This is a genomic window from Streptomyces sp. NPDC021093 (genome assembly GCF_044333135.1).
Lineage (GTDB): Bacteria > Actinomycetota > Actinomycetes > Streptomycetales > Streptomycetaceae > Streptomyces.
The window spans coordinates 158,606-179,189 of record NZ_JBIRQJ010000010.1; the positions used below are offsets into that span (position 1 = coordinate 158,606).

Consider the following 20,584-nt stretch of genomic DNA (forward strand, 5'->3'; position numbering starts at 1 on the left):
CGCGGCCTCCGGGTCTAGGGGAGAGCCGTCCGCAGGAACACCGGGTTGCTGAAGGCCGCCAGCGGGCCGGGCAGCCCGGGAACGGTCGGCGGACGGCGGACCTCCGCACGGACGTACGCGGCGTACGAGGGGGTGGTCGACCACTCGACGCCGGTGGCGGGCCCGGAACGTACGGTGCCCTGGTCGGTGACGAGGTGGGTCGTGCAGTCGGCGGCCGCGCCCGTGACCGTCAGGCGGACGGTCACCGGGGAGCCGGGCGGGGCGGTGAGGCGACCGCCCAGGGTGGCGGTGCGGCCCCGGGACCCGGCGGCGGTCAGGGTGAGCGAGAGGGCGGCGGACTCCGCCACGTAGGAACGGCCGGCCCGGATCCCGGCGAGGATCGCGTCGCGGGAGAGCGCGTCGGCCAGGACCACGGTCTGCGGGTGACCGATCCGGTCGGGATCGCGGTGCGCGTCGCTGTTGCCCATCGCCGGAGTCCAACCGGTCTGCCGCACCAGGGACTTGTCCCAGGCCTGGAGGGACACCTCGTCGTCCGGGGTGTACGGGCCGTTCCACACCTCCACCGCGTCCGCCTCCGCGAACCCGAACTGCCAGCCGCAGCCCAGGCAGTTGGCGTGCGGATGGGCGGGGACGACCAGACCGCCCGCCCGGCGGATCTCCCGGGCGAACCGGCCGAACCGGTTGTCCCTGGCCCGGTAGCGCCAGTCGGTGTGCGTGCCGGGATCCGTGCCGACGGCGAGCACGTGGCCGTTACGGGTGGTGATCTCCTCGCCGGTGAGGATCAGCAGGTCGTCGCCCCACAGCCCCTCCCAACGGGCGTGCGAGGAAGGGGTGTTGTGCTCGGTGGTGGTGAGGAAGTCCAGCCCGGCGGCGCGGGCGAGCGCGGCGATCTCGGCGGGGGTGCGTCTGCCGTCCGAATGGACGGAGTGCAGATGGCAGTCGCCCCGGTACCAGGCCCGGCCCCGGCCCGCCGCACGGGTGGGCGGATACACCGGGCGCGGGGTGGGCTCGGCCGGCCCGGGGGTGAGCGTGATCGTCACCTCGTACGGGAGGCCCTCCGGGGCCACCGTGTACGGGGCCAGCGCGACGTGCCAGGTGCCGGGGCGGACCGGGCCGGGCAGATAGCCCGGGGTCGCGTCGTCGCCGCGCAGGAAGAACTCGCTGCGGGCGCCGCCCGACCAGCCCCGGAAACCGCGGCCGCCGAGTGCGGTGCCGCGCTCGTCGAAGACACCGATGTCGAGGGCGTTGCCGAGGGTGCCGGGAGGGGTGGGCGGGCGCTCGTAGGAGTACGAGACGTGCAACTGCCGGATCCCGCGCGGGACTTCGAAGGGAAGGTGGACGAAGTCGGGCGCGCCGGGTGGGAGCGTGCCGCGGACGGTGCGGGTCAGGGGGCCCTTGTCCTCGCTGTCCGCCGCGCGGGCGAAGCTCACCGAGGTGAGGGTGAGGGCGGCTGCGGCACCCGCCGTGAACAGGGCGCGTCTGGTGGTGTGCTCCTGCGGCTCCGTCATGGGGTACGAGAGTGGCCGACTCAGGTGGCGCGGCGGTTGCGGCGCACCAGATGGAGGATGACGAGCACCACGACGATCAGTACGAGGACGCCGAGGACGAGGCCGATGATCAGGCCGACCCCGATGCCCTTCGACTTCTTCTTTTTCTTCTTCTTGGGCTTGGGCCTGGAATCGGCCGCCTGAACAGTCGACGCCTGCGACTGCGTCAGCGCCTGCGTGCCTGTCTGTGTCCGCGTCTGTGCCTGCGTCTGTGCCTGCCCGGACGCGGCGACGGCGGTCGTCGCGGTGCGGGGGGCGGCTGCCGCCGAGGACAGCGACAGGGCGGGGGCACCCAGGAACAGCGTGCCCGCCAGGAGGAATGTGGTGGTGGTCCTGATGTTCATGCGCATGGTGATGCGCCCTTCCCCGTGAGGGCCGGGCCCGCTTGGACTCTCGGCTTTCGGCACCGTACGCCTTAGCGTGAGGCGGCTACCAGGTTCCCGACGGAGGAGTTTGCATGCGGATCTCGGCCACGATCTTCCTGACCGACGAGACGATCACGCCGGTACGGCTCGCGCAGGAGCTGGAGCAGCGCGGCTTCGCCGGTCTCTACCTGCCCGAGCACACGCACATCCCGGTCGGCCGGGAGACCGACTACCCGGCGGGCGGGGAACTGCCGCGCGAGTACGGGCGCACGCTCGACCCGTTCGTGGCGCTGGGGCAGGCGGCGGCGGTGACGGAGCGGCTGGGGCTCGGGACCGGGATCACCCTGATCGCACAGCACGACCCGATCGACCTCGCGAAGCAGATCGCGACACTGGACCACCTCTCCGGCGGACGCTTCACGCTCGGGCTCGGCTTCGGGTGGAACAAGGAGGAGGCCGCCGACCACGGAGTGGAGTGGCGTACGCGGCGGGAGCTGGGACGGGACCGGGTGGGGCTGATGCGGGCGCTGTGGGCCAACGAACCCACGTCCTACGAGGGTGAGTTCGGATCGGTACGCGCCAGCGAGGCACACCCGAAGCCGGGCGGCGGCGCGCCGCGCATCCTGGTCGGCGGGGCGGCAGGGCCGAAGCTCTTCGCGGACATCGCAGGGTACGCGGACGGCTGGATGCCGATCGGCGGGCGAGGTCTTGGGGAGTCGATCCCGGTGCTGCGGGAGGTGTGGGAGACGGCCGGCCGCGACCCGAAGCGGCTGCACGTGGTGCCGTACGCGGTGCTGCCGAGCGCGGGCAAGCTGGAGCACTACGCGGGTCTTGGCATCGAGGAAGTGGTCCTCCAGCTGCCACCGGCGTCCGAACGGGAAGTCCTGCACACGCTGGACACGTACGCGGAGCACCTCTAGGGGGCTTTTAGGGGCGCGGGACTGTGCTCGACATGCGGCTCCGCCGCACGGACGCGACCAGCTACGACGCCCACCGGCCCCGTTAGGGGCGCGGGGAACTGCGCGACCAGCCACGACGCACCCGCACGTACCACCCACCCACCCTCCCGCCCCGCGGCGAGCGGTTTAGGTGGAGGGGCGGGGAGGGGCCCAATCCGCGAAGCGGCCCACCGACCCGCACGGTACGCGGACGCGGGAGCGGGGGTGCGGTGGCGAGGGCAAGCGGACGCGGAAGGGTGCGCTCCGCGCGAGGGCCGCCCCCTTGCCCACCCGTCCCGCCCCCGGGGGGCGGCCCCGCTGCCCAAGGGGGCTGGGGGCTGGGGGGCTGGGGGGGCTTAGGGAGGCTAGGAGGCTCGGGGCAGGCATTTAGGGGCGCGGGGAACTGCGCGATCAGCCACGACGTACCCGCACGACGACCACCTGCCGCCCTGCGCCGAGCAGCCCGCACGATGACCACCCGCCCCGCGGCAGCGTTCCGCGCGGGAGTGTGCTGGGGTTCACGGGAGGTTGGGGCGGACGGCGTCCGCGGGTCGAACGTATCCTCAAACGATGACCAGCTCCGCAGCGCAGCCCACCAGCCAAGGTCCGACGGAGAACGCCATGCGCCGGGCCCTCAAACGTGCCCGCACCGGTGTCGCCCTCGACGTCACCGAGGCCGCCGTTCTCCTCCAGGCGCGCGGCGAGAACCTCACCGACCTGTGCGCCTCCGCAGCGCGCGTACGGGACGCGGGACTTGAGGCCGTGGGGCGGCCCGGCGTCATCACGTACTCCAAGAAGGTCTTCATCCCGCTGACCCGGCTGTGCCGCGACAAGTGTCACTACTGCACCTTCGTCACCGTCCCCGGCAAGCTGCGCCGCGCAGGGCACGGGATGTTCCTGTCGCCGGACGAGGTGCTGGAGATCGCCCGCGCGGGGGCGGAGGCGGGCTGCAAGGAGGCCCTGTTCACGCTCGGCGACCGGCCCGAGGAGCGCTGGCCCGAGGCGCGCGAGTGGCTGGAGGCCGAGGGGTACGACGACACCCTGGCGTACGTGCGCGCCATGGCGATCCGGGTGTTGGAGGAGACCGGGCTGCTGCCCCACCTCAACCCCGGGGTCATGACGTGGACGGAGCTGCAGCGGCTCAAGCCCGTCGCGCCCTCGATGGGCATGATGCTGGAGACGACGGCGACCCGGCTGTGGAGCGAGCCCGGCGGCCCGCACTACGGATCGCCCGACAAGGAGCCGGCCGTCCGGCTGCGCGCACTGGAGGACGCGGGGCGCTCCAACGTCCCCTTCACCACCGGCATCCTCATCGGCATCGGCGAGGACTACGAGGAGCGCGCCGACTCCCTCTTCGCGCTGCGCAAGACCGCCCGTGCCTACCACGGCATCCAGGAAGTCATCGTCCAGAACTTCCGCGCCAAGCCCGACACGGCGATGGGCAGGATGCCGGACGCGGAGCTGGAGGAGCTGGCCGCGACCATCGCCGTCGCCCGGCACATCCTCGGCCCCGGCGCCCGCATCCAGGCGCCGCCGAACCTCGTCGACGACGAGTACGCGCTGATCATCGGCGCGGGCATCGACGACTGGGGCGGGGTGTCGCCGCTGACCCCCGACCATGTGAACCCCGAGCGCCCCTGGCCGCACATCGACCAACTGGCGGACCGCACCCGTGAGTCCGGCTTCGAGCTCCGCGAACGCCTCACCATCTACCCGGAGTTCATCCAGCGGGGCGAGCCCTGGCTGGACCCCCGGCTGATCCCGCACGTCTCCGCGCTGGCCGATCCGGAGACGGGGATGGCGAAGGAGGACGTACGGCCGGCAGGCCTGCCGTGGCAGGAGCCGGACGAGGCGTTCACCGCGAGCGGGCGCACCGATCTGCACCACACCATCGACACCGAAGGACGCACCGGCGACCGGCGCAACGACTTCGACGCGGTGTACGGCGACTGGGAGGCCCTGCGCGAGGCGGCGGCGCCCGGCATGGTGCCGTCCCAGATCAACGGGGACATCAGCCGGATCGACGGCGACGTGAAGGCCGCGCTGTCCCAGGCCGCCGCCGACCCCACGAAGCTCACGGACGCCCAGGCGCTGACGCTGCTGCACGCGGACGGGCCCGCCCTCGACGAGCTGTGCCGCATCGCGGACACCCTGCGCCGCGACGTGGTCGGCGACGACGTCACGTACATCGTCACGCGGAACATCAACTTCACCAATGTCTGCTACACCGGCTGCCGCTTCTGCGCCTTCGCCCAGCGCCGTACGGACGCCGACGCGTACACCCTCTCCCTCGACCAGGTCGCCGACCGCGCCGCACAGGCGTGGGACGTGGGCGCGGTGGAGGTCTGCATGCAGGGCGGCATCCACCCGGACCTGCCCGGCACGGCGTACTTCGACATCGCGCGGGCGGTCCGGACGCGCGTACCGGACATGCACGTGCACGCCTTCTCGCCGATGGAGGTCGTCAACGGGGCGACCAGGACCGGGCTTTCGTTCCGCGAGTGGCTGACCGCCGCCAAGGAGGCCGGACTCGGCTCGATCCCGGGCACGGCGGCCGAGATCCTCGACGACGAGGTGCGGTGGATCCTCACGAAGGGGAAGCTGCCGACCGCCGAGTGGATCGACGTCATCAAGACCGCCCACGAGGTGGGGCTGCGGTCGTCGTCCACGATGATGTACGGACATGTGGACCAGCCGAGGCACTGGCTCGGGCACCTGCGGACCCTTGCCCGGATCCAGCAGGAGACCGGCGGTTTCACGGAGTTCGTGACGCTGCCCTTCATCCACACGAACGCGCCGGTGTACCTGGCGGGCATCGCCAGGCCGGGACCGACGGTCCGCGACAACAGGGCCGTCACCGCCATGGCCCGCCTCCTCCTGCACCCGCACATCACCAACATCCAGACGAGCTGGGTGAAGCTGGGCGCCGAGGGCGCGGCGGAGATGCTGCGCTCGGGGGCGAACGACCTCGGCGGCACGCTGATGGAGGAGACCATCTCGCGGATGGCCGGATCGAGTTACGGCTCGTACCGCTCCATCCAGGACCTGATCGCCATCGCGGACGCCGCCGGACGGCCGTCGCGGCCGCGTACGACGCTGTACGGAGAGGTGCCCGAGGAGCGGGTTGCCGCCGCACACGCCTCGGACGGCCATCTTCCGGAACTGCTCCCGCTGTTGGGGGACTGACCCGGAACCGAACGGGTGCGAAGGGGCGTCGTCGCTGGTGCGGCGGCGCCCTTCGACGTGCGGTTTCCGTGCGGGTGCGGGGTGGGTGACGGGCCTCGGCGCCCGTTGTCCGTGCGGCATTAAGAGCGCGTAAAGACTGCCGGGACCGGGCAATGTCGAATGTCAGTGCCGTGTGCGAAGGTTCAGTCAGGTCAGTGAAGTCAACGAATCAGCGTTCACGGGGGAAGGGGCAGGCATGACCTTGTTTCTCGGTCTCGGCATCGCGGGACTGGTGCTGCTGCTCTTCGCGCTGATCTTCGACGGGTTGTTGGAGAGTCTTTTCGGCGGGTTCTCCGCACTGGAGGGGCTGTTCGACGGGTTGCTCTCGCTGCCGGTCGTCGCCGGATTCACGGCGATGCTCGGCTTCGGCGGGGCGATCACGCTCGGTGCGACCGGGCTCGGTGCCGGTGCCGCCACGGGGGTGGGCATCGTCGCCGGGCTCGTCGCGGCCTGGCTGACCTGGAAGTTCACACGTGTACTCATGCGGGACCAGACGGACGCGACACCGCGCGGCGAGGACCTCGTGGGGACCTCGGGATCGGTCGTCACGGCCATCCCGGCCGAGGGGTACGGGGAAGTGCTGGTCTACCTCGGCGGTCAGCCGGTGAAGTACGCGGCGAAGAGCGCGATACCGGTGGCGCGGGGTGCGGACGTGTGGGTCGAGGCGACGCTGACGTCGACCTCGGTCGCCGTACGCCCCGTCGAGCGCTGAGCGCTGAGCGCCGTACGCCCCGTCGAGCGCTGAGTCCTGAGTCCTGAGCGCTGAGTCCTGAGCCCTGAGTCCTGCAGTCCCGAGTCCTGAACGCCGCACGTTGAACTTCACGTCCTGACCCCGCGCCCCGAGCCGTACGGCTTCCGCGCCCACCTTCTTACGCTTACGCACCGCAACACCCACATCGGGGGAACGCCCATGAGTCCAGTCGTCATCGCCGTCGTCGGAGTCGTCGTACTCCTCGTCCTGCTCGCCCTCGTCGTCGTCTCGCGCTACAAGGTCGCGGGGCCCAGCGAGGCGTTCATCATCACCGGGCGGCGCGGCAAGAAGTCCACCGACCCGGTCACCGGCCGGATCAGCACCGACAACAGCGGCCAGAAGGTCGTGGTCGGCGGCGGCGTCTTCGTCGTCCCGTTCGTCCAGCAGAAGTCCACGCTCGACCTGTCCAGCCGGCAGATCCCGATCTCGGTGCGCGGCGCGGTCACCCTGCGCGGTGTGAAGGCCAACCTCGAAGGCGTCGCCATCGTCAAGGTCGGCGGCAACGAGGACGCGATCCGGGCCGCCGCCCAGCGCTTCCTCCAGCAGCAGGGCCAGGTCAACAGCTTCACCCAGGAAGTGCTGTCCGGCGCACTGCGCGCCATCGTCGGCCGGATGTCGGTCGAGGACATCATCCGGGACCGGGCCGCGTTCGCCGGACAGGTCGCCGAGGAGGCCGAGGCCAGCCTCTCCGGGCAGGGCCTCGTCCTGGACGCCTTCCAGATCCACGACATCACCACCGAGGGCTCCTACCTGGAGGACCTGGGCCGGCCCGAGGCCGCCCGCGCCCGCCAGGAGGCCGACATCGCGGAGGCCATCGCCAAGCGGGCCTCCGAGCAGGCCCGGCTGAAGGCCGCCGAGGAGATCGCCATCGCGGAGCGGACCTTCTACCTGAAGCAGGCCGAGATCCGCGTCGAGACGGAGGCCGCCGCCGCCAAGGCCAACGCGGCCGGTCCGCTCGCCGACGCGGCGCGCCAGCAGGAAGTCCTCTCCGAGCAGGAGAAGGTCGCCCAGCGGCAGGCCGCCCTGACGGACCGCGAACTCGACACCAAGGTCCGCAAGCCCGCCGACGCCGCCCGCTACCAGGCCGAGCAGGAGGCCGAGGCGCGCAGGATCAGCCAGGTCAAGGAGGCCGAGGCGGACGCCGAGCGCTCCCGGCTCACCGGTGAGGGCGAGAAGCTGCGCCGTGCCGCGCTCGCGGCGGCCGTACGCATCGAGGGCGAGTCCGAGGCCGCCGCGATCGCCGCGAAGGGTGCGGCGGAGGCCGAGGCCATGCAGAAGAAGGCCGACGCGTTCTCCCAGTACGGGGACGCGGCCGTCATCCAGATGCTGGTCGAGGCACTGCCGCAGGTCGTCGCCAAGGCGTCCGAGCCGCTCAGCGCCATCGACAAGATGACGGTGATCTCCACGGACGGCGCCTCGCAGCTCTCCCGCACGGTCACCGACAACGTCGCCCAGGGCATGGAACTCCTCAGCTCCACCACGGGCGTCGACCTGGCCGCCCTGCTGAAGGGGATCGCACAGAAGGGGACCAAGTCCGCCGGGGCCGGGGCCGGGGCCAAGGCCGAAGTTCCGGAGCAGCCCGCGCCGGCGAACGGTCAGATCCCGATCAGCGACTGATCCGGCGGGCCAAACTCACACACCCAACTGCGCGCAACTGACCGGCTTGTGGCTTTTCGGGACCTGAAAAGCCGCAAGCCGATCAACTACTGTGGCGCGCCATGAGCAGCAGTACAGCCGCCACCGCCGCCGCGACCGGTGTCTGGGGCCGCGCCGAGCAGCAGGACTTCCGCAGCAGGGTGCGCGGCGCCCTGCTGGGCGGGGCGATCGGCGACACCCTCGGTGCCGCCGTCGACACCCTCCCGCTCGCAGCGATACGGGAGGCCCACGGTGCCGCCGGAGTCCTCGACCTGCTGCCCGTGCGCGGGGCGGTCACCGCCGCCACCCAGCTCACCCTGTTCACCGTCGACGGCCTGATACGCGCCCAGGTCCGCCGGGACACCGGCGCCTGGCACCCGCCCACCGACGTGCACCGCGCCTATCTGCGGTGGGCCGCCACCCAGCACGACTGGGGCCCCGACGAACGCCGTGCCGAGGACGGCTGGCTGGCCCGCGAGGAGTGGCTGTACGCGAGACGCTCGCCCAGCCGGGCCAGCCTCACCGGCCTCAAGGACCCCGGCATGGGCACCCTCGACCGGCCGAGGAACCCGGACGCCACCGACCCGGGGGCCGTCGTGCGCTCCGCCCCGTTCGGGCTGCTGGTCGGCTGGGAACCGCAGCTCGTCTTCCAGCTGGCCGTCGAATGCGCGGCCCAGACCCACGGCCACCCCTCCTCCTGCCTCGCCTCCGGCGCGCTCGCCGTCGTCGTGCACGGGCTGGCCAGGGGCGAGAGCCTCGACGGTTCGGTGCAGCGGGCGCTGGCCCAGCTCTCCGCCCGCCCCGGCCACCAGCCCGTCACCGACGCACTCCAGGCCGCGCTCGGCGGCGTACGACAGGGCATGCCGGCTCCGGAGCGGGTGGAGGCACTCGGGGACGGGCGGACGCCGGAGGGGGTCCTCGCGGTCGCCGTGTACTGCGCGCTCGTCGGCGAGGACGTCCGGCACGGGCTGCGGCTCGCCGTGAACCACGGCGGGGCGTCCGCCACCACCGGTGCGCTGTGCGGGGCGCTGCTCGGCGCGATGCACGGCGAGACGGCGCTGCCGCCGGGCTGGCTCGCGGAGCTTGAGGGCCGGCCCACCGTCCTCCAGCTCGCCGACGACTTCGCCATGGAGATGACCCAGGGCCCGGCCCTCCACGGCCCCACGGCCAGTGCACCGGGCTGGCTGTCCCGATACCCACGTGCGTGAGGCGCGGACGCGGGGCGGGGCGGGGCCGGTGGTCACCTGCGGGCGCGTCGTGGCTGATCGCGCAGTTCCCCGCGCCCCTAAAACCGACTCCCTAGCCGCCTTGGGCAGCGGGGCCGCCCCCCGCATCAACTCACCGCATCAGCTCCCCCGCATTCACCAGCAACTGCTGCCCAGTAATCGCCCGCGCCCGATCCGACGCGAAGAAGACCACCGCGTCCGCGACATCCCCGTCCGTCGCCAGTTCCGGCAGGGCCATCCGGGCCGTCAGCCGGTCCCGTACCTCCGCCTCCGGCACCCCCTCGGACCGCGCCGCGTACGCCACGTAACCCTGTACCGGCGGCCCCCACATCCACCCGGGCAGGACCGTGTTGACCCTGATCCGGTGCGGTCCCAGCTCGCGGGCGAGGGAGTACGAGGCGGAGGTCAGCGCCCCCTTGGACGCCGCGTACGCCGCCTGCTCCACCTCGGTGGGAGCGGCCACCGCCGACTGGGTGCCGATGATCACGACCGAGCCGCCGCGCTCCTTCAGCGCGGGCAGGCAGGCCCGGGTCATCCGCAGGGTGCCCAGCAGATTGACGTCCAGGACCCGCTGCCACTCGGTGAAGTCGGCGGACTCCAGACCGCCGAAGCTGGTGTCGTACGCGGCGACGTGCACGACGGCGTCGATCCGGCCGAAGCGCTTCACCGCGTGGGCCGCGAGTCGGGCACAGCTGCGTTCGTCGGTGATGTCGGTGGGCAGCCAGGCCGTGCGCCCGCCGTCCGGGTCGATCTCGGCGGCGGACTTGGCGAGATTGGCCTCGGTGCGGGCGCCGAGCACCGCGTTGCCGCCGTCGCGGAGCACGGCGGCGGCGACCTGGTGGCCGAGTCCCGCACCGACGCCGGACACGACGACGGTCTTTCCTTCGATGAGCTGGCTGACCACTTGGCTGCCTCCGGACCCTGGCCGTTTGTCTGACGGACCGTCAGAGTAGGTCTGTCGCACATCACTTGGAAGGGGCGGGAATGGGCCAGGAGACCCGGAGCGAGACGTACGCGGAGCTGGCGGCGGTAGGACCCTACGGGGTGCGCCCCGGCCATGCGCTGATCACCATGGTCGAGCCGCACCCGGGCCAGGAGTACGCGTACAACCGCTGGTACGAGGACGACCACTTCATGGCGGGCGCGATGGCGATGCCCTGGATGTACGCGGGGCGCCGCTGGGTCGCCACCCGTGACCTCCAACTCCTGCGCAGCCCGGCCGAGTCGGCGGTCGCCGACCCCGTCACCGCCGGGTGCTACCTCAGTACGTACTGGATCACCGAGGGCCGCTACGACGACCACATGAAGTGGACCGTCGCCATCAACAAGCGCCTCAACCGCGACCACCGCGTCCACCAGGCCCGTACCCACGTCTTCACCGCCTTCCAGGACCACGAGGCGACGGTCTACCGGGACGGGGCGTCGGGGCCGCGCGACTTCCACGCCCTCGACCACCCCTATCAGGGGCTCGTACTGGAAGTGATCGACGCCCAAAGCGCCGACCAGCGACTGGAGTTGCTGGAGTGGCTGCGCGACGACCATCTGCCGGAGCGGCTGAAGGGCTCGGCCGCGGCCATGGTCACCGTCTTCCGGCCGACGCCGCTGCCCGGGGACCGGATGACGTACGTCAAGCAGGTCGAGGGCGTCGACACCCGGCTGACCCTGCTGTGGTTCCTGGAGGAGGACCCGCGCGAGCGGTGGGAGGAGCGCTTCGGCGGGCTCGGGGAGGCGGTCGCCGAAACGGGACTCGGGCGGGTGGAGCTGGTCGCGCCGTTCGTCCCGACGGTCGTGGGGACGGACCGGTACGTCGACCGACTCAGGTGAATCAGAAGGGACTTGGAAAGCGAGGAGCCCCCTCGGCCAGGACGGCGGACCAGTCGAGAGGGCTCACATGCGTGGTGCTCCGTGCGGCGTCGCGTGGGGGCTCTGCCGCGGTGCTGCGCGGGACTCAGCCGCGGTCGAGGGATCCCTGGCCGACCTCGGAGATGAACGACGTCCACACGCCGGGGGCGAAGGAGATCGAAGGGCCCTCGGGAGCCTTCGAGTCCCGTACGTCAATGGCCTGAACCGCGGGGGACTTCACCTCCACGCACGCCCCGTTGCCGCCGGAGTACGAGGACTTCGTCCACTCGGCCGTCGCGCCCTTGAGAATTGCCATGTTCGTTCAGCCTCCACCAGTCGTTCGTCGTTCACTGTGAGGTGCCAACGCTCTTGCTTGGCGTGATCGACGCTACGCCGGAACTCCCTTGCGCACAGGGGCCGTTCACTCGACCGGATGGCATATACCGGTGGGTCTTCCACTGCTCCAGCGGGACGGTGTACTGTGCCCGGCCCCGGCCCGCTCAGGCCGAGGGCCGGCCACCGCGGTCGAAGGCCGGCCCGATGACGACGTCGTGCCGGCCCGATGACGACGTCGTGCCGGGTCGATGACGACGCCGTGCCGGGCCGAGGACGCCGTGCTAGGTCGCGTAGCCCTTGGCGATGTCGTCGATGTACTCCTGCGACTCCTCCGCGCTCAGCGCCTTCGCCCGCAGGTGCTCGTACATCACGGTGTACTTCTGCACGTCGGCGGTCTTCTCCAGATAGAGGTCGCTCGTCACGCCCTCGATGTAGACCACGCTGGAGTCGGTCGTCTCCGGGAACTCCAGGATCGCGTAGTGCCCGCTGAGGCCCGTGTGCGCGCCCGCCTTGAACGGCAGCACCTGCACCGTCACATGGGGCAGCCGGGCCAGTGCCTGGAGGTGCTCCAGCTGCGCCAGCATCAGGTGCCGGTCGCCGACCATCCGGCGCAGCGCCGCCTCGTCGACCACCGCCCACAGCCGCAGCGCCGCGGGGGCCGTGGTGATTCGTTCCTGCCGGCGCAGCCTGACGCCGACGCGCTTCGCCCACTCCTCGGGCGTGCTCTCGGGCAGGGCGCCGGAGATGACCGCCTCCGCGTACTGCGGGGTCTGCAGCAGGCCGGGCACGACCTGCGGTTCGTACACGCGCAGGCTCTCGGCGTCGGTCTCCAGACCGATGTAGACGCTGTACGGGATGTCGCCGAAGGCGTGCCACCAGCCCTGCTGGCGCGAGTCCTTGGCCATTTGCATCAGCGACTCGACGACCCGGGGATCCTCCACCTCGTACACCCCGCACAGGTCTCGGACGTCACGCGGACTGATGCTGCGACGGCCGTTCTCCAGCCTGCTGATCTTGGACTGCGAGACCAGCAGCTTCTCGGCCACGCCCTCGGCGGTGAGGCCCTTGGTCTCGCGGAGCCGACGCAACTCCTGGCCCAGTCGGCGTCGCCTGACGGTGGGATTGATGTTGGGGGACGCCACGGGAACTGCACCTCCGGCTGCGTGCTGCGCTTAGCTGCTTTTCAGCAGACTGCCACCAACTGGCCCGGCCGCGCTGGCGAATGGCAACACAGGGTGGTGCGACGGGTACGCATCCGTACGGGCGCGGTCGCGGCGATGAGGACGTACGAGTGACGCGCGGGGCGGTGGCCCGGCCCTCGTCCGGACGGCCGGTCCACTGCCCCGCGCGCTTGGTGCGGCTCCCGAACCGGGTCTTTGGGGACGTCGGTGCGGCGGCTCACTCGTGCTGATGGTGCGGGTCGTACTGGCTGTGCTGGTTTCTCGTCGGGTCAGTGCGCCGCGACCCGGGCCATGCTGCCGCGGTGCGGCTGCGCGGACACCGATGCCGATGCGGACTGGCGCACCCCGCCACCGCCGCCGCCCGGGGTGCCCGGAGCTGCGGATGGGCCGGGTGCTGCCCGGCGCGGCTGAGCGGCCACGCCGTTCTGGACGTCCATCACGGCGTGCGCCACGAGTCCGCCCATGGGGTCGTGCCGAATCAGGTCCCGGAGACGGGACCTGGACGACCGGCCCTCGTTGCCGGGGTACAGGTGCTTGCCGAGCCCGACTGCGTGGGCCAGCGCGGCGAGCGCCGCGGTCCGCGGGTCCGGCGGTACGCCGGTGCGGATCGCACTGTCCAGCCGGGCACGGATGTCCCGGCTGATTGCCGTGTCGGTCGCCTGATAGCGAGTCGTCGGCAGTACCCCGCACATCTGACCCGATACGGCATGCACCATGCCGCACCGCTCCAGGTGCGCGAGATAGATCTGGCGCAGCCCCAGTCGGGGCCCGCCAATCCAGTGGACCGCCCGAACCGGGCTGCCGCGTCGGCGCAGCAGTTCCAGTGCGGAGTCCAGTGTCGGATCTCCGGTCGGCCGTGGCATCACCACGGCGATACGATCCCCGTCAGGGGCTATCCGTCCTGCCAGAGCCAGCTCCACTAGCTGTGCCCCGGCCAGGCCGAGGTCGAGCGACTGCGGCTGCGCTGTGGTACCCGTTGCCGGGTCCAGAGCGAGCAACAGAAGCTCCTCCGGAATTGTTCTGCGGCTCCTGCCCATCCATGCCTCCCCGCGTGGATGAATGACAGGGTGACCCCTCTCACATTCATCTGTCGAGGGCGCCTGGGTGCTTTCTGCGGGAACCAGTAGGTATGTCGTTCTCGTCTAGCACGTGGGTGCGGGTCCCGTAGCGGGACACTGGTCCATGGATCGGACAGGCGGGGGAGTCCCCCGCTACGACCTTTTTTGCGTTGAGGAGGCATCGGTGGCGGGCGAGTCCCCCGGCAAGTCGGAGCAGCGGAAGTCGTCGGGGGAGACGGCTGGGCGCGAACGCGATCCCCGTCTCGCGGTCTACCGCGAGAGGACGTCGGAGACGGCGGAGTCGGTCGCGGAGTCGGAACCGTCGGAACTGTCGGAACCGTCGGAACCGGAGTCAAAGCCGGAGCCTGCGGCAGAGGGTGCCGACTCCGAAGAGGTCATGCACGAATCGGCTGCCGCGGACGACGCGGAGGCGGACTCGGACGCGGACACGGATGCGGAATCCGCGCCCGAGGAACCGAAGTCGAAGCCCGAGCCCGAGCCCGAGCCGAAGCCTGAGCCGGAAGGGGCGTCCGACGATGCCCCGGTGGCGGAAGACTCACGGCTGCGTGCGGCGGTGGCGGCCTGGGTGGCGACGGCGGAGGAGCCCGACGCGGACGCGGACGCGGATGCGGATGTCGACGGTGGCGGGCAGGACCGTTCCTCCGACGCCGACGAGGCTGCCGACGACGCCGGTGCCGACGACGCGACTCCGGTTGCTGCGAAGGACGGCGCGGCAGGCCAGGACAAGGCCACTGACGCCCCGGAAAGCTCCGACGACTCCGACAACTCTGACGACCCCGACGAACCCGAAGCGGCCGAGAACTCCGCCGAGGCCGGGAGTACGGCCGCTGCGGCGAAGGGCGACGCCAAGGGCCAGGCCGCCAAGGGCCAGGACAAGGCCGCTGACGACGCTTCTGGGGCGGACGCCGACGGGTCCGACGAGTCCAGCGAATCGGAAGACCCCGAAGGCTCCGACGACCCCGAAAGCTCCGACGACGGCAAGGGTGTGGACCAGGCCACCGCCGTCTTCAGGACCATGCCGCGTTCGGCGCCGCAGTCCGACCAGCCGACGGCGATGCTGAAGCTGCCGCCCAAGGAGCCGACCGGTTCCAAGGGTTCCAAGGGTGCCAAGGGCGCCAAGGCGGACCGGCCCGAGTCGGACACCGAGCGGACCAGCACCTTCGTACCGCTGAAGCCGGACGACGTACGGCCGCCCGGCCCGGCCCGCAGGCCCGGCCAGACGGCCGGTCAGCCCGGTCGGCCCGCGTGGGCCGCCGGGCCGCAGCCGGCGCCTGCCGCAGCGGCGGCTCCCGGCCTCCCCGAGGCCGAGCGGACCAAGCAGCAGCCGCTGCCGCCGAAGCCGCCGCTCGACCTGCTGGCCGAGCTGACGAACAAGCCCGCACCGCCCGAGACGCCGGTACGGACGACCGTCCGCCGGTTCAAGATCTGGACGCCGCTGGTCCTCCTGCTGCTGGTCGTCTTCGCGGTGGTGCAGTTCGTGCGCCCGCTGCCGGACCCGACGCTGACGCTGAGCGCGACGCCCTCGTACACCTTCGACGGCGGTAGGACCGACATGCCGTGGCCCGGTGAGGGCCAGTCGGCGATCGAGGTCGAGGGCGTCGGCAGCATGGGCACCGAGGGCGCCCAGAAGCCCGCGCCGATCGCGAGCATGGCCAAGGCCATGACGGCGTACGTGATCCTCAAGGACCACCCGATCACGGGCAAGCAGGACGGCCCGAAGATCGAGGTGGACCAGCAGGGCGAGGACGACGCGGGCAAGAGCGACGAGTCGACGGCGCAGATCAAGAAGGGCCAGCAGTACACGCAGCGCCAGATGCTCCAGATGCTGATGATCCCCTCGGGCAACAACGTGGCGCGGCTGCTGGGCCGTTGGGACGCGGGCTCGGAGGAGGCGTTCCTCAAGAAGATGAACGCCGCCGCCAAGGACCTCGGCATGACCAACACGACGTACACCGACTCCAGCGGGTTCGACAAGGGCACCGTGAGCACCCCGGTCGACCAGATCAAGCTGGGCAAGGCGGTGATGGAGAACGACATCTTCCGCAAGATCGTGGACATGCCGGAGATCGAGATCCCGGGCCTGCCGGGCAAGATCTACAACAACAACAAGATCCTGCTGAAGCCGGGCGTGAACGGCATCAAGACGGGCTCGACGACACCGGCGGGCGGCAACCTGCTGTTCACGGCGAGCACGATCATCGACGGCAAGGAGCGCCGGATCATCGGCGCGGTGATGAACCAGACCACCGGAGCCGTCCTGAACGACCGGCTCGACAAGGCGATCTTCGACAGCCTGAAGCTGATCCAGAAGGCGCAGGAGGTCGTCACGTCGGCGCAGGTGATCAAGAAGGGCGACGTCGTCGGACACGTGGACGACGGGCTCGGCGGACGGACGCCGGTCGTCGCGACGAAGGAGCTCAAGGCGGTGGGCTGGCCGGGCCTGAAGGTGAACCTGGCGATCGGCGCGGCGGAGGGCAAGACGGTGCCGCACTCCGGCAAGGCGGGGGACGTGGTCGGCGAGGTGACCGTCGGGACGGGCCCCGGGAAGGTCTCGGCGCCGGTGGCGCTCCAGTCGGACCTGGTCGAGCCGGGCTTCGGCTCGAAGCTGACGCGGGTGGGCTGACGCGGGTGTGCTGACGCGGGTGGGCGGGCCGAGGACGTAGGAGTCTTCGGCCCGCCCGGCCCGTCTGGCCCACCCAGTGGCCGACCCCCGCCCGTCCGGCCCGTCGGCAAAGTCTTCGTGCCCAGGACGGTTACCTTCTTGATCACCTGGGTACATTCCGGCCCGCACTCTGTCGCACTCCGCCACGAGATGTGGGATCGAATACTCGCCGTGCCGAAATGCTCGCGGCATGCTACGGTTATTCGTAGTTGCAGTTGTGGTTCCCGAAAAGACTTACAAGTGCTCTCCTCGGATTCGTCACATTCGTCTCCGTTGGGCGCACTTTTCTTTTGTATTTCCGGTGCTTTTCTCCCGGACGGGGTCATCATCGCGCGACGTGGAACACGCACAGTGTGTGTTCCCCGGGTTTTTACCCCGAAGGAGATTTGACATGGCTACTGGCACCGTGAAGTGGTTCAACTCGGAAAAGGGCTTCGGCTTCATTGAGCAGGACGGCGGCGGCGCCGACGTCTTCGCCCACTACTCGAACATCGCCACCTCCGGCTTCCGTGAGCTCCAGGAAGGCCAGAAGGTGAACTTCGACGTCACGCAGGGCCAGAAGGGCCCGCAGGCGGAGAACATCGTTCCCGCCTAATCACTGATCATCGGCTTCGTGCCTGATCAGCGGTGACAAGCGCGGCTGGGACCTGCACCTCGGGTGCAGGTCCCAGCCCGTTTTTGCGCGTGGGGCCGGGAATGGAACGGGTCCGTTCGTTGTTGAAACGAGCCGGACCTAATTTTTGTTTTTAATTAAATTCGGCTCGTTCTTGAAACAAGGCCCATTGCTGGCGCCTGGATTTCCTCGATACGTGCCGGTATCGAGAGGACTCTCCGTGAGTACGAACTTTGCCCGCTTCGGCGGAAATCGTGACACCAGTGCCGGAAAGAAATCCGGCGGCGGATCCGGAAACGGCAACCGCAGCGGCAGCCGCACCCAGGGCGGCCGTGCCAACGGAAGTGGCGGCAACCGCACCGGCGGCAGCAACAACAGCAGTGGCGGCGGCCGCTCCCGTCGCCCCGTGGCGCTGAAGGGCGAGTTCGCCCTCCCGGTCACGGTCACCCCGGCCCTGCCCCCGGTCACGGCCTTCACCGAGCTGGACATGCCGGACAGCGTGCAGCGTGCACTGGTCGCGGAGGGCGTCACCGAGCCCTTCCCGATCCAGGCCGCGACCCTCCCCAACGCAGTCGCGGGGCGCGACGTACTCGGCCGTGGCCGTACGGGCTCGGGCAAGACCCTCGCGTTCGGTCTGGCGCTGCTCACGCGGACCGCCGCGTACGGCCGGCGGGCGCAGCCCAAGCTGCCGCTCGCGCTCGTCCTCGTACCGACGCGTGAACTCGCCCAGCAGGTCACGGACGCGCTCACGCCGTACGCGAAGGTCCTGAACCTCAGCATCGCCACCGTCGTCGGCGGCATGTCGATCGGCAGGCAGTCGTCCGCGCTGCGGCGCGGGTCGGACGTCGTCGTCGCCACCCCCGGCCGTCTCAAGGACCTCATCGAGCGCCGCGACTGCCGTCTCGACCAGGTCAGGATCACGGTTCTCGACGAGGCCGACCAGATGGGCGACATGGGCTTCATGCCCGACGTCACCGAACTCCTCCAGCAGGTCAGGGAGGACGGCCAGACGATGCTCTTCTCGGCCACGCTCGACCGCAATGTCGACAAGCTGGTGCGGACCTTCCTGACCGACCCGGTCGTCCACTCCGTCGACCCGTCGGCGGGCGCCGTGACGACGATGGAGCACCACGTCCTCGAAGTGCACGGCGCGGACAAGCACGCCACGACGATCGAGATCGCGGCCCGCGACGGCCGCGTCCTGATGTTCCTGGACACCAAGCACGCCGTGGATCGGCTCACCAAGGACCTCCAGGACGCGGGCGTGCGCGCGGCGGCCCTGCACGGCGGCAAGTCGCAGCCGCTGCGCACCCGCACGCTCGACCGCTTCAAGAACGGCGAGATCACCGTCCTCGTCGCCACGAACGTCGCCGCCCGGGGCATCCACATCGACAACCTCGACCTCGTCGTGAACGTCGACCCGCCCACCGACCCCAAGGACTACCTGCACCGCGGCGGCCGTACCGCCAGGGCGGGCGAGTCCGGCCGGGTCGTCACGCTGGTCACGCCGGGCCAGCGGCGGGACATGCACCGGCTGATGCGCGAGGCGGGCATCAACCCGCAGACCGCGGCCGTACGTTCCGGCGACGCCGAGCTGACCCGGATCACCGGCGCCCAGGCCCCGTCGGGCGTCCCGGTCCGCCCGCTCGACAAGGAGCGCACGCGCTCCGGCGGCTCTGGTTCCGGCTCCGAGGACGCGGGCCGGGGCCGGCCCGGCCGCTCCCGCCGTTCCCCGGTGCCGACCCGCGGCCGCCGCGAGAGCGCCGAGATGGCGGCGGCCCGCAAGGCTGCGGCGGTACGCAGGGCCTCGTAACTCGTCACTCGTGACTCGTCACTCGTGACGAAGCAGGCGCACCTGGCGCGCGTCATGGAGCGGCATCCAGCAATCCCGCACCTGCTCCCGTTTCCGCTTCTGCTCCCGCTGGACCGGCGGGAGCGGCAGCGGCCCGCGTCGGGTATCTCCGTACGGACGCGGCCATGAGCAGCAGCGCCGCGAGCCCGACAGCGGCGGCGGTGGCGGCGACGCCCGTCCCGCCGTGGGACGCCAGGGCCGTGCCGCCGGCCGCGCCCGCGACGGCGATGCCGAGGTACATGCCGCTGGTGTTGAGGGCGACGGCCTCGGCGCCTGCGGCACCGGCCAGGCGGAGCGCCCTGGTGTTCATCGGCGGGTTGAAGCCCCACGCGGCGAATCCCCAGAGCCCGAGCAGCACGGCCACCAGCCAGACGGGCGCGGCACCCCGCCCGAGCACCCCCGTCAGCGCCAGGGCGGCGCTTGAGAGGACGAGGCCGGCGAAGGTGGCCAGCAGGGCGCGGTCGGCGCCCCACCGGTCGGTGATCCGCCCGCCGACGAAGGTGCCGACGGCCCCGGCCATGCCGACCACCGCGATGAACAGGGCCAGTACCGTTCCGCCGCGACCGGTCAGCTCCTCGGTGAGCGGGGCGACGTACGTGTACGTCATCAGCCCGCTGCTCGCGCCGAGCACGGTGCCCGACACGCACAGCAGGACCGCGGGCCGGCTCAGCGTCCGCAGCTTTTGGCGCACGGAGATTTCCGGGGCACTGGGCAGGGCCGGGAGGAAGTACGAGGCCGCGGCGGCGACCAGTGCGCTGAGCACCGCCACCGCCACGAAGGTGGAGCGCCAGCCGAACGTCGCCCCCAGCAGCGTCCCGACCGGCACCCCCACGAACAGGGACACGGTCAGCCCCGCCGCGACCGTACCGATCGCCCGGCCGACCCGCTCGGGTGCGGCCAGCCGCCCGGCCGTCGCGAACACCGCAGGCGTGATCGACGCCGCGACCAGAGCGGTCACCACGCGCAGGGTCATCAGCACGGCGTACGTCGGTGCCGCCGCGGTCGCCACGTTCGCCAGCGCGAACACCGCGAGCCCGCCCACGACCAGTGCCCTGCGCGGCACCCGGGACATCAGCACGGCCAGTGCAGGCGCCGCGACCGCGTAGGTGACCGAGAACGCCGTCACCAGTTGCCCCGCCCACGCCTCACCGACCCGGAGATCGCCGGAGATCTCCGGGAGCACCCCCGCGACGACGAAGTCGTCCGTACCGATCACGAACGTGGTCAGCAGCAGACACACCAGCCACCCCGACCCCCTCGGACGCACGGAACCGGAACCACTCTTCTGGGAATCCATGCGGGCACGGTAGGACCCTGACACCAGTGTCAAGA

General features: G+C 71.1%; 16 protein-coding genes. 9 read left to right on the forward strand and 7 right to left on the reverse strand.

Going from position 1 to position 20,584, the window contains the following annotated elements:
- Positions 1 to 14: 14 nt before the first annotated feature.
- Both ACH4SP_RS30180 and ACH4SP_RS30185 read right to left on the reverse strand, forming a co-directional pair.
- A complete protein-coding gene (locus ACH4SP_RS30180; protein ID WP_398419407.1) occupies positions 15 to 1,508 on the reverse strand; it encodes a CehA/McbA family metallohydrolase in 1,494 nt (497 codons plus the stop codon).
- Positions 1,509 to 1,528: 20 nt separating this feature from the next.
- Positions 1,529 to 1,891: a hypothetical protein gene (locus ACH4SP_RS30185; RefSeq protein WP_398419409.1), complete on the reverse strand. Its 363-nt coding sequence runs from the start codon at positions 1,889 to 1,891 to the stop codon at positions 1,529 to 1,531.
- 113 nt (positions 1,892 to 2,004) lie between these two features.
- Here ACH4SP_RS30185 and ACH4SP_RS30190 point away from each other — a divergent pair, with 113 nt between their 5' ends.
- The 5 genes from ACH4SP_RS30190 to ACH4SP_RS30210 all read left to right on the forward strand — a co-directional run bounded on the left by ACH4SP_RS30190 (position 2,005) and on the right by ACH4SP_RS30210 (position 9,669).
- Positions 2,005 to 2,832 carry an LLM class F420-dependent oxidoreductase gene (locus tag ACH4SP_RS30190; RefSeq protein ID WP_398419411.1) on the forward strand — a complete coding sequence of 276 codons (828 nt, stop codon included), beginning with the start codon at positions 2,005 to 2,007 and terminating at the stop codon, positions 2,830 to 2,832.
- Between the two features lie 588 nt (positions 2,833 to 3,420).
- A complete protein-coding gene (locus ACH4SP_RS30195) occupies positions 3,421 to 6,036 on the forward strand; it encodes a bifunctional FO biosynthesis protein CofGH (protein ID WP_398419414.1) in 2,616 nt (871 codons plus the stop codon).
- 235 nt (positions 6,037 to 6,271) lie between these two features.
- Positions 6,272 to 6,787: a hypothetical protein gene (locus ACH4SP_RS30200; RefSeq protein WP_398419416.1), complete on the forward strand. Its 516-nt coding sequence runs from the start codon at positions 6,272 to 6,274 to the stop codon at positions 6,785 to 6,787.
- 198 nt (positions 6,788 to 6,985) lie between these two features.
- Complete coding sequence (locus tag ACH4SP_RS30205; protein ID WP_398419418.1) at positions 6,986 to 8,443, forward strand: flotillin family protein; 1,458 nt, start codon at positions 6,986 to 6,988, stop codon at positions 8,441 to 8,443.
- Positions 8,444 to 8,544: 101 nt separating this feature from the next.
- Positions 8,545 to 9,669, forward strand: a complete 1,125-nt coding sequence (locus ACH4SP_RS30210; RefSeq protein WP_398419419.1) for an ADP-ribosylglycohydrolase family protein — start codon at positions 8,545 to 8,547, stop codon at positions 9,667 to 9,669.
- 130 nt (positions 9,670 to 9,799) lie between these two features.
- Here the strand turns inward: ACH4SP_RS30210 and ACH4SP_RS30215 are convergent, their stop codons facing one another.
- Entirely contained in the window at positions 9,800 to 10,591 is a 792-nt protein-coding gene (locus ACH4SP_RS30215; RefSeq protein ID WP_398419421.1) for an SDR family oxidoreductase, read from the reverse strand.
- 80 nt (positions 10,592 to 10,671) lie between these two features.
- On the opposite strand from ACH4SP_RS30215, the gene ACH4SP_RS30220 reads away from it, so the two are divergent.
- Entirely contained in the window at positions 10,672 to 11,511 is an 840-nt protein-coding gene (locus ACH4SP_RS30220) for a hypothetical protein (protein ID WP_398419423.1), read from the forward strand.
- 124 nt (positions 11,512 to 11,635) lie between these two features.
- Here the strand turns inward: ACH4SP_RS30220 and ACH4SP_RS30225 are convergent, their stop codons facing one another.
- From ACH4SP_RS30225 to ACH4SP_RS30235, 3 genes are all read right to left on the reverse strand, one after another.
- On the reverse strand, positions 11,636 to 11,845 hold the full coding sequence (locus tag ACH4SP_RS30225) for a DUF397 domain-containing protein (RefSeq protein ID WP_398419425.1): 210 nt from the start codon (positions 11,843 to 11,845) through the stop codon (positions 11,636 to 11,638).
- A gap of 301 nt (positions 11,846 to 12,146) precedes the next feature.
- Positions 12,147 to 13,007, reverse strand: a complete 861-nt coding sequence (locus tag ACH4SP_RS30230; RefSeq protein ID WP_362417643.1) for a helix-turn-helix transcriptional regulator — start codon at positions 13,005 to 13,007, stop codon at positions 12,147 to 12,149.
- Between the two features lie 308 nt (positions 13,008 to 13,315).
- On the reverse strand, positions 13,316 to 14,083 hold the full coding sequence (locus ACH4SP_RS30235) for a GPP34 family phosphoprotein (protein ID WP_398419428.1): 768 nt from the start codon (positions 14,081 to 14,083) through the stop codon (positions 13,316 to 13,318).
- A 205-nt stretch (positions 14,084 to 14,288) separates the two neighbouring features.
- Here ACH4SP_RS30235 and ACH4SP_RS30240 point away from each other — a divergent pair, with 205 nt between their 5' ends.
- From ACH4SP_RS30240 to ACH4SP_RS30250, 3 genes are all read left to right on the forward strand, one after another.
- On the forward strand, positions 14,289 to 16,748 hold the full coding sequence (locus tag ACH4SP_RS30240) for a D-alanyl-D-alanine carboxypeptidase family protein (protein ID WP_398419429.1): 2,460 nt from the start codon (positions 14,289 to 14,291) through the stop codon (positions 16,746 to 16,748).
- 430 nt (positions 16,749 to 17,178) lie between these two features.
- A complete protein-coding gene (locus ACH4SP_RS30245) occupies positions 17,179 to 17,382 on the forward strand; it encodes a cold-shock protein (protein WP_189825182.1) in 204 nt (67 codons plus the stop codon).
- 238 nt (positions 17,383 to 17,620) lie between these two features.
- Positions 17,621 to 19,213: a DEAD/DEAH box helicase gene (locus ACH4SP_RS30250; RefSeq protein WP_398419432.1), complete on the forward strand. Its 1,593-nt coding sequence runs from the start codon at positions 17,621 to 17,623 to the stop codon at positions 19,211 to 19,213.
- 52 nt (positions 19,214 to 19,265) lie between these two features.
- Here ACH4SP_RS30250 and ACH4SP_RS30255 read toward each other — a convergent pair whose 3' ends face one another.
- On the reverse strand, positions 19,266 to 20,549 hold the full coding sequence (locus tag ACH4SP_RS30255; RefSeq protein ID WP_398419434.1) for an MFS transporter: 1,284 nt from the start codon (positions 20,547 to 20,549) through the stop codon (positions 19,266 to 19,268).
- Positions 20,550 to 20,584 lie beyond the last annotated feature (35 nt).

Coding starts and splice junctions, on each gene's coding strand:
- ACH4SP_RS30180 (WP_398419407.1), bottom strand. CDS start 1,508: ATGACGGAGCCGCAGGAGCACACCACCAGACGCGCCCTGTTCACGGCG.
- ACH4SP_RS30185 (WP_398419409.1), bottom strand. CDS start 1,891: ATGAACATCAGGACCACCACCACATTCCTCCTGGCGGGCACGCTGTTC.
- ACH4SP_RS30190 (WP_398419411.1), top strand. CDS start 2,005: ATGCGGATCTCGGCCACGATCTTCCTGACCGACGAGACGATCACGCCG.
- ACH4SP_RS30195 (WP_398419414.1), top strand. CDS start 3,421: ATGACCAGCTCCGCAGCGCAGCCCACCAGCCAAGGTCCGACGGAGAAC.
- ACH4SP_RS30200 (WP_398419416.1), top strand. CDS start 6,272: ATGACCTTGTTTCTCGGTCTCGGCATCGCGGGACTGGTGCTGCTGCTC.
- ACH4SP_RS30205 (WP_398419418.1), top strand. CDS start 6,986: ATGAGTCCAGTCGTCATCGCCGTCGTCGGAGTCGTCGTACTCCTCGTC.
- ACH4SP_RS30210 (WP_398419419.1), top strand. CDS start 8,545: ATGAGCAGCAGTACAGCCGCCACCGCCGCCGCGACCGGTGTCTGGGGC.
- ACH4SP_RS30220 (WP_398419423.1), top strand. CDS start 10,672: ATGGGCCAGGAGACCCGGAGCGAGACGTACGCGGAGCTGGCGGCGGTA.
- ACH4SP_RS30225 (WP_398419425.1), bottom strand. CDS start 11,845: ATGGCAATTCTCAAGGGCGCGACGGCCGAGTGGACGAAGTCCTCGTAC.
- ACH4SP_RS30235 (WP_398419428.1), bottom strand. CDS start 14,083: ATGGGCAGGAGCCGCAGAACAATTCCGGAGGAGCTTCTGTTGCTCGCT.
- ACH4SP_RS30245 (WP_189825182.1), top strand. CDS start 17,179: ATGGCTACTGGCACCGTGAAGTGGTTCAACTCGGAAAAGGGCTTCGGC.
- ACH4SP_RS30255 (WP_398419434.1), bottom strand. CDS start 20,549: ATGGATTCCCAGAAGAGTGGTTCCGGTTCCGTGCGTCCGAGGGGGTCG.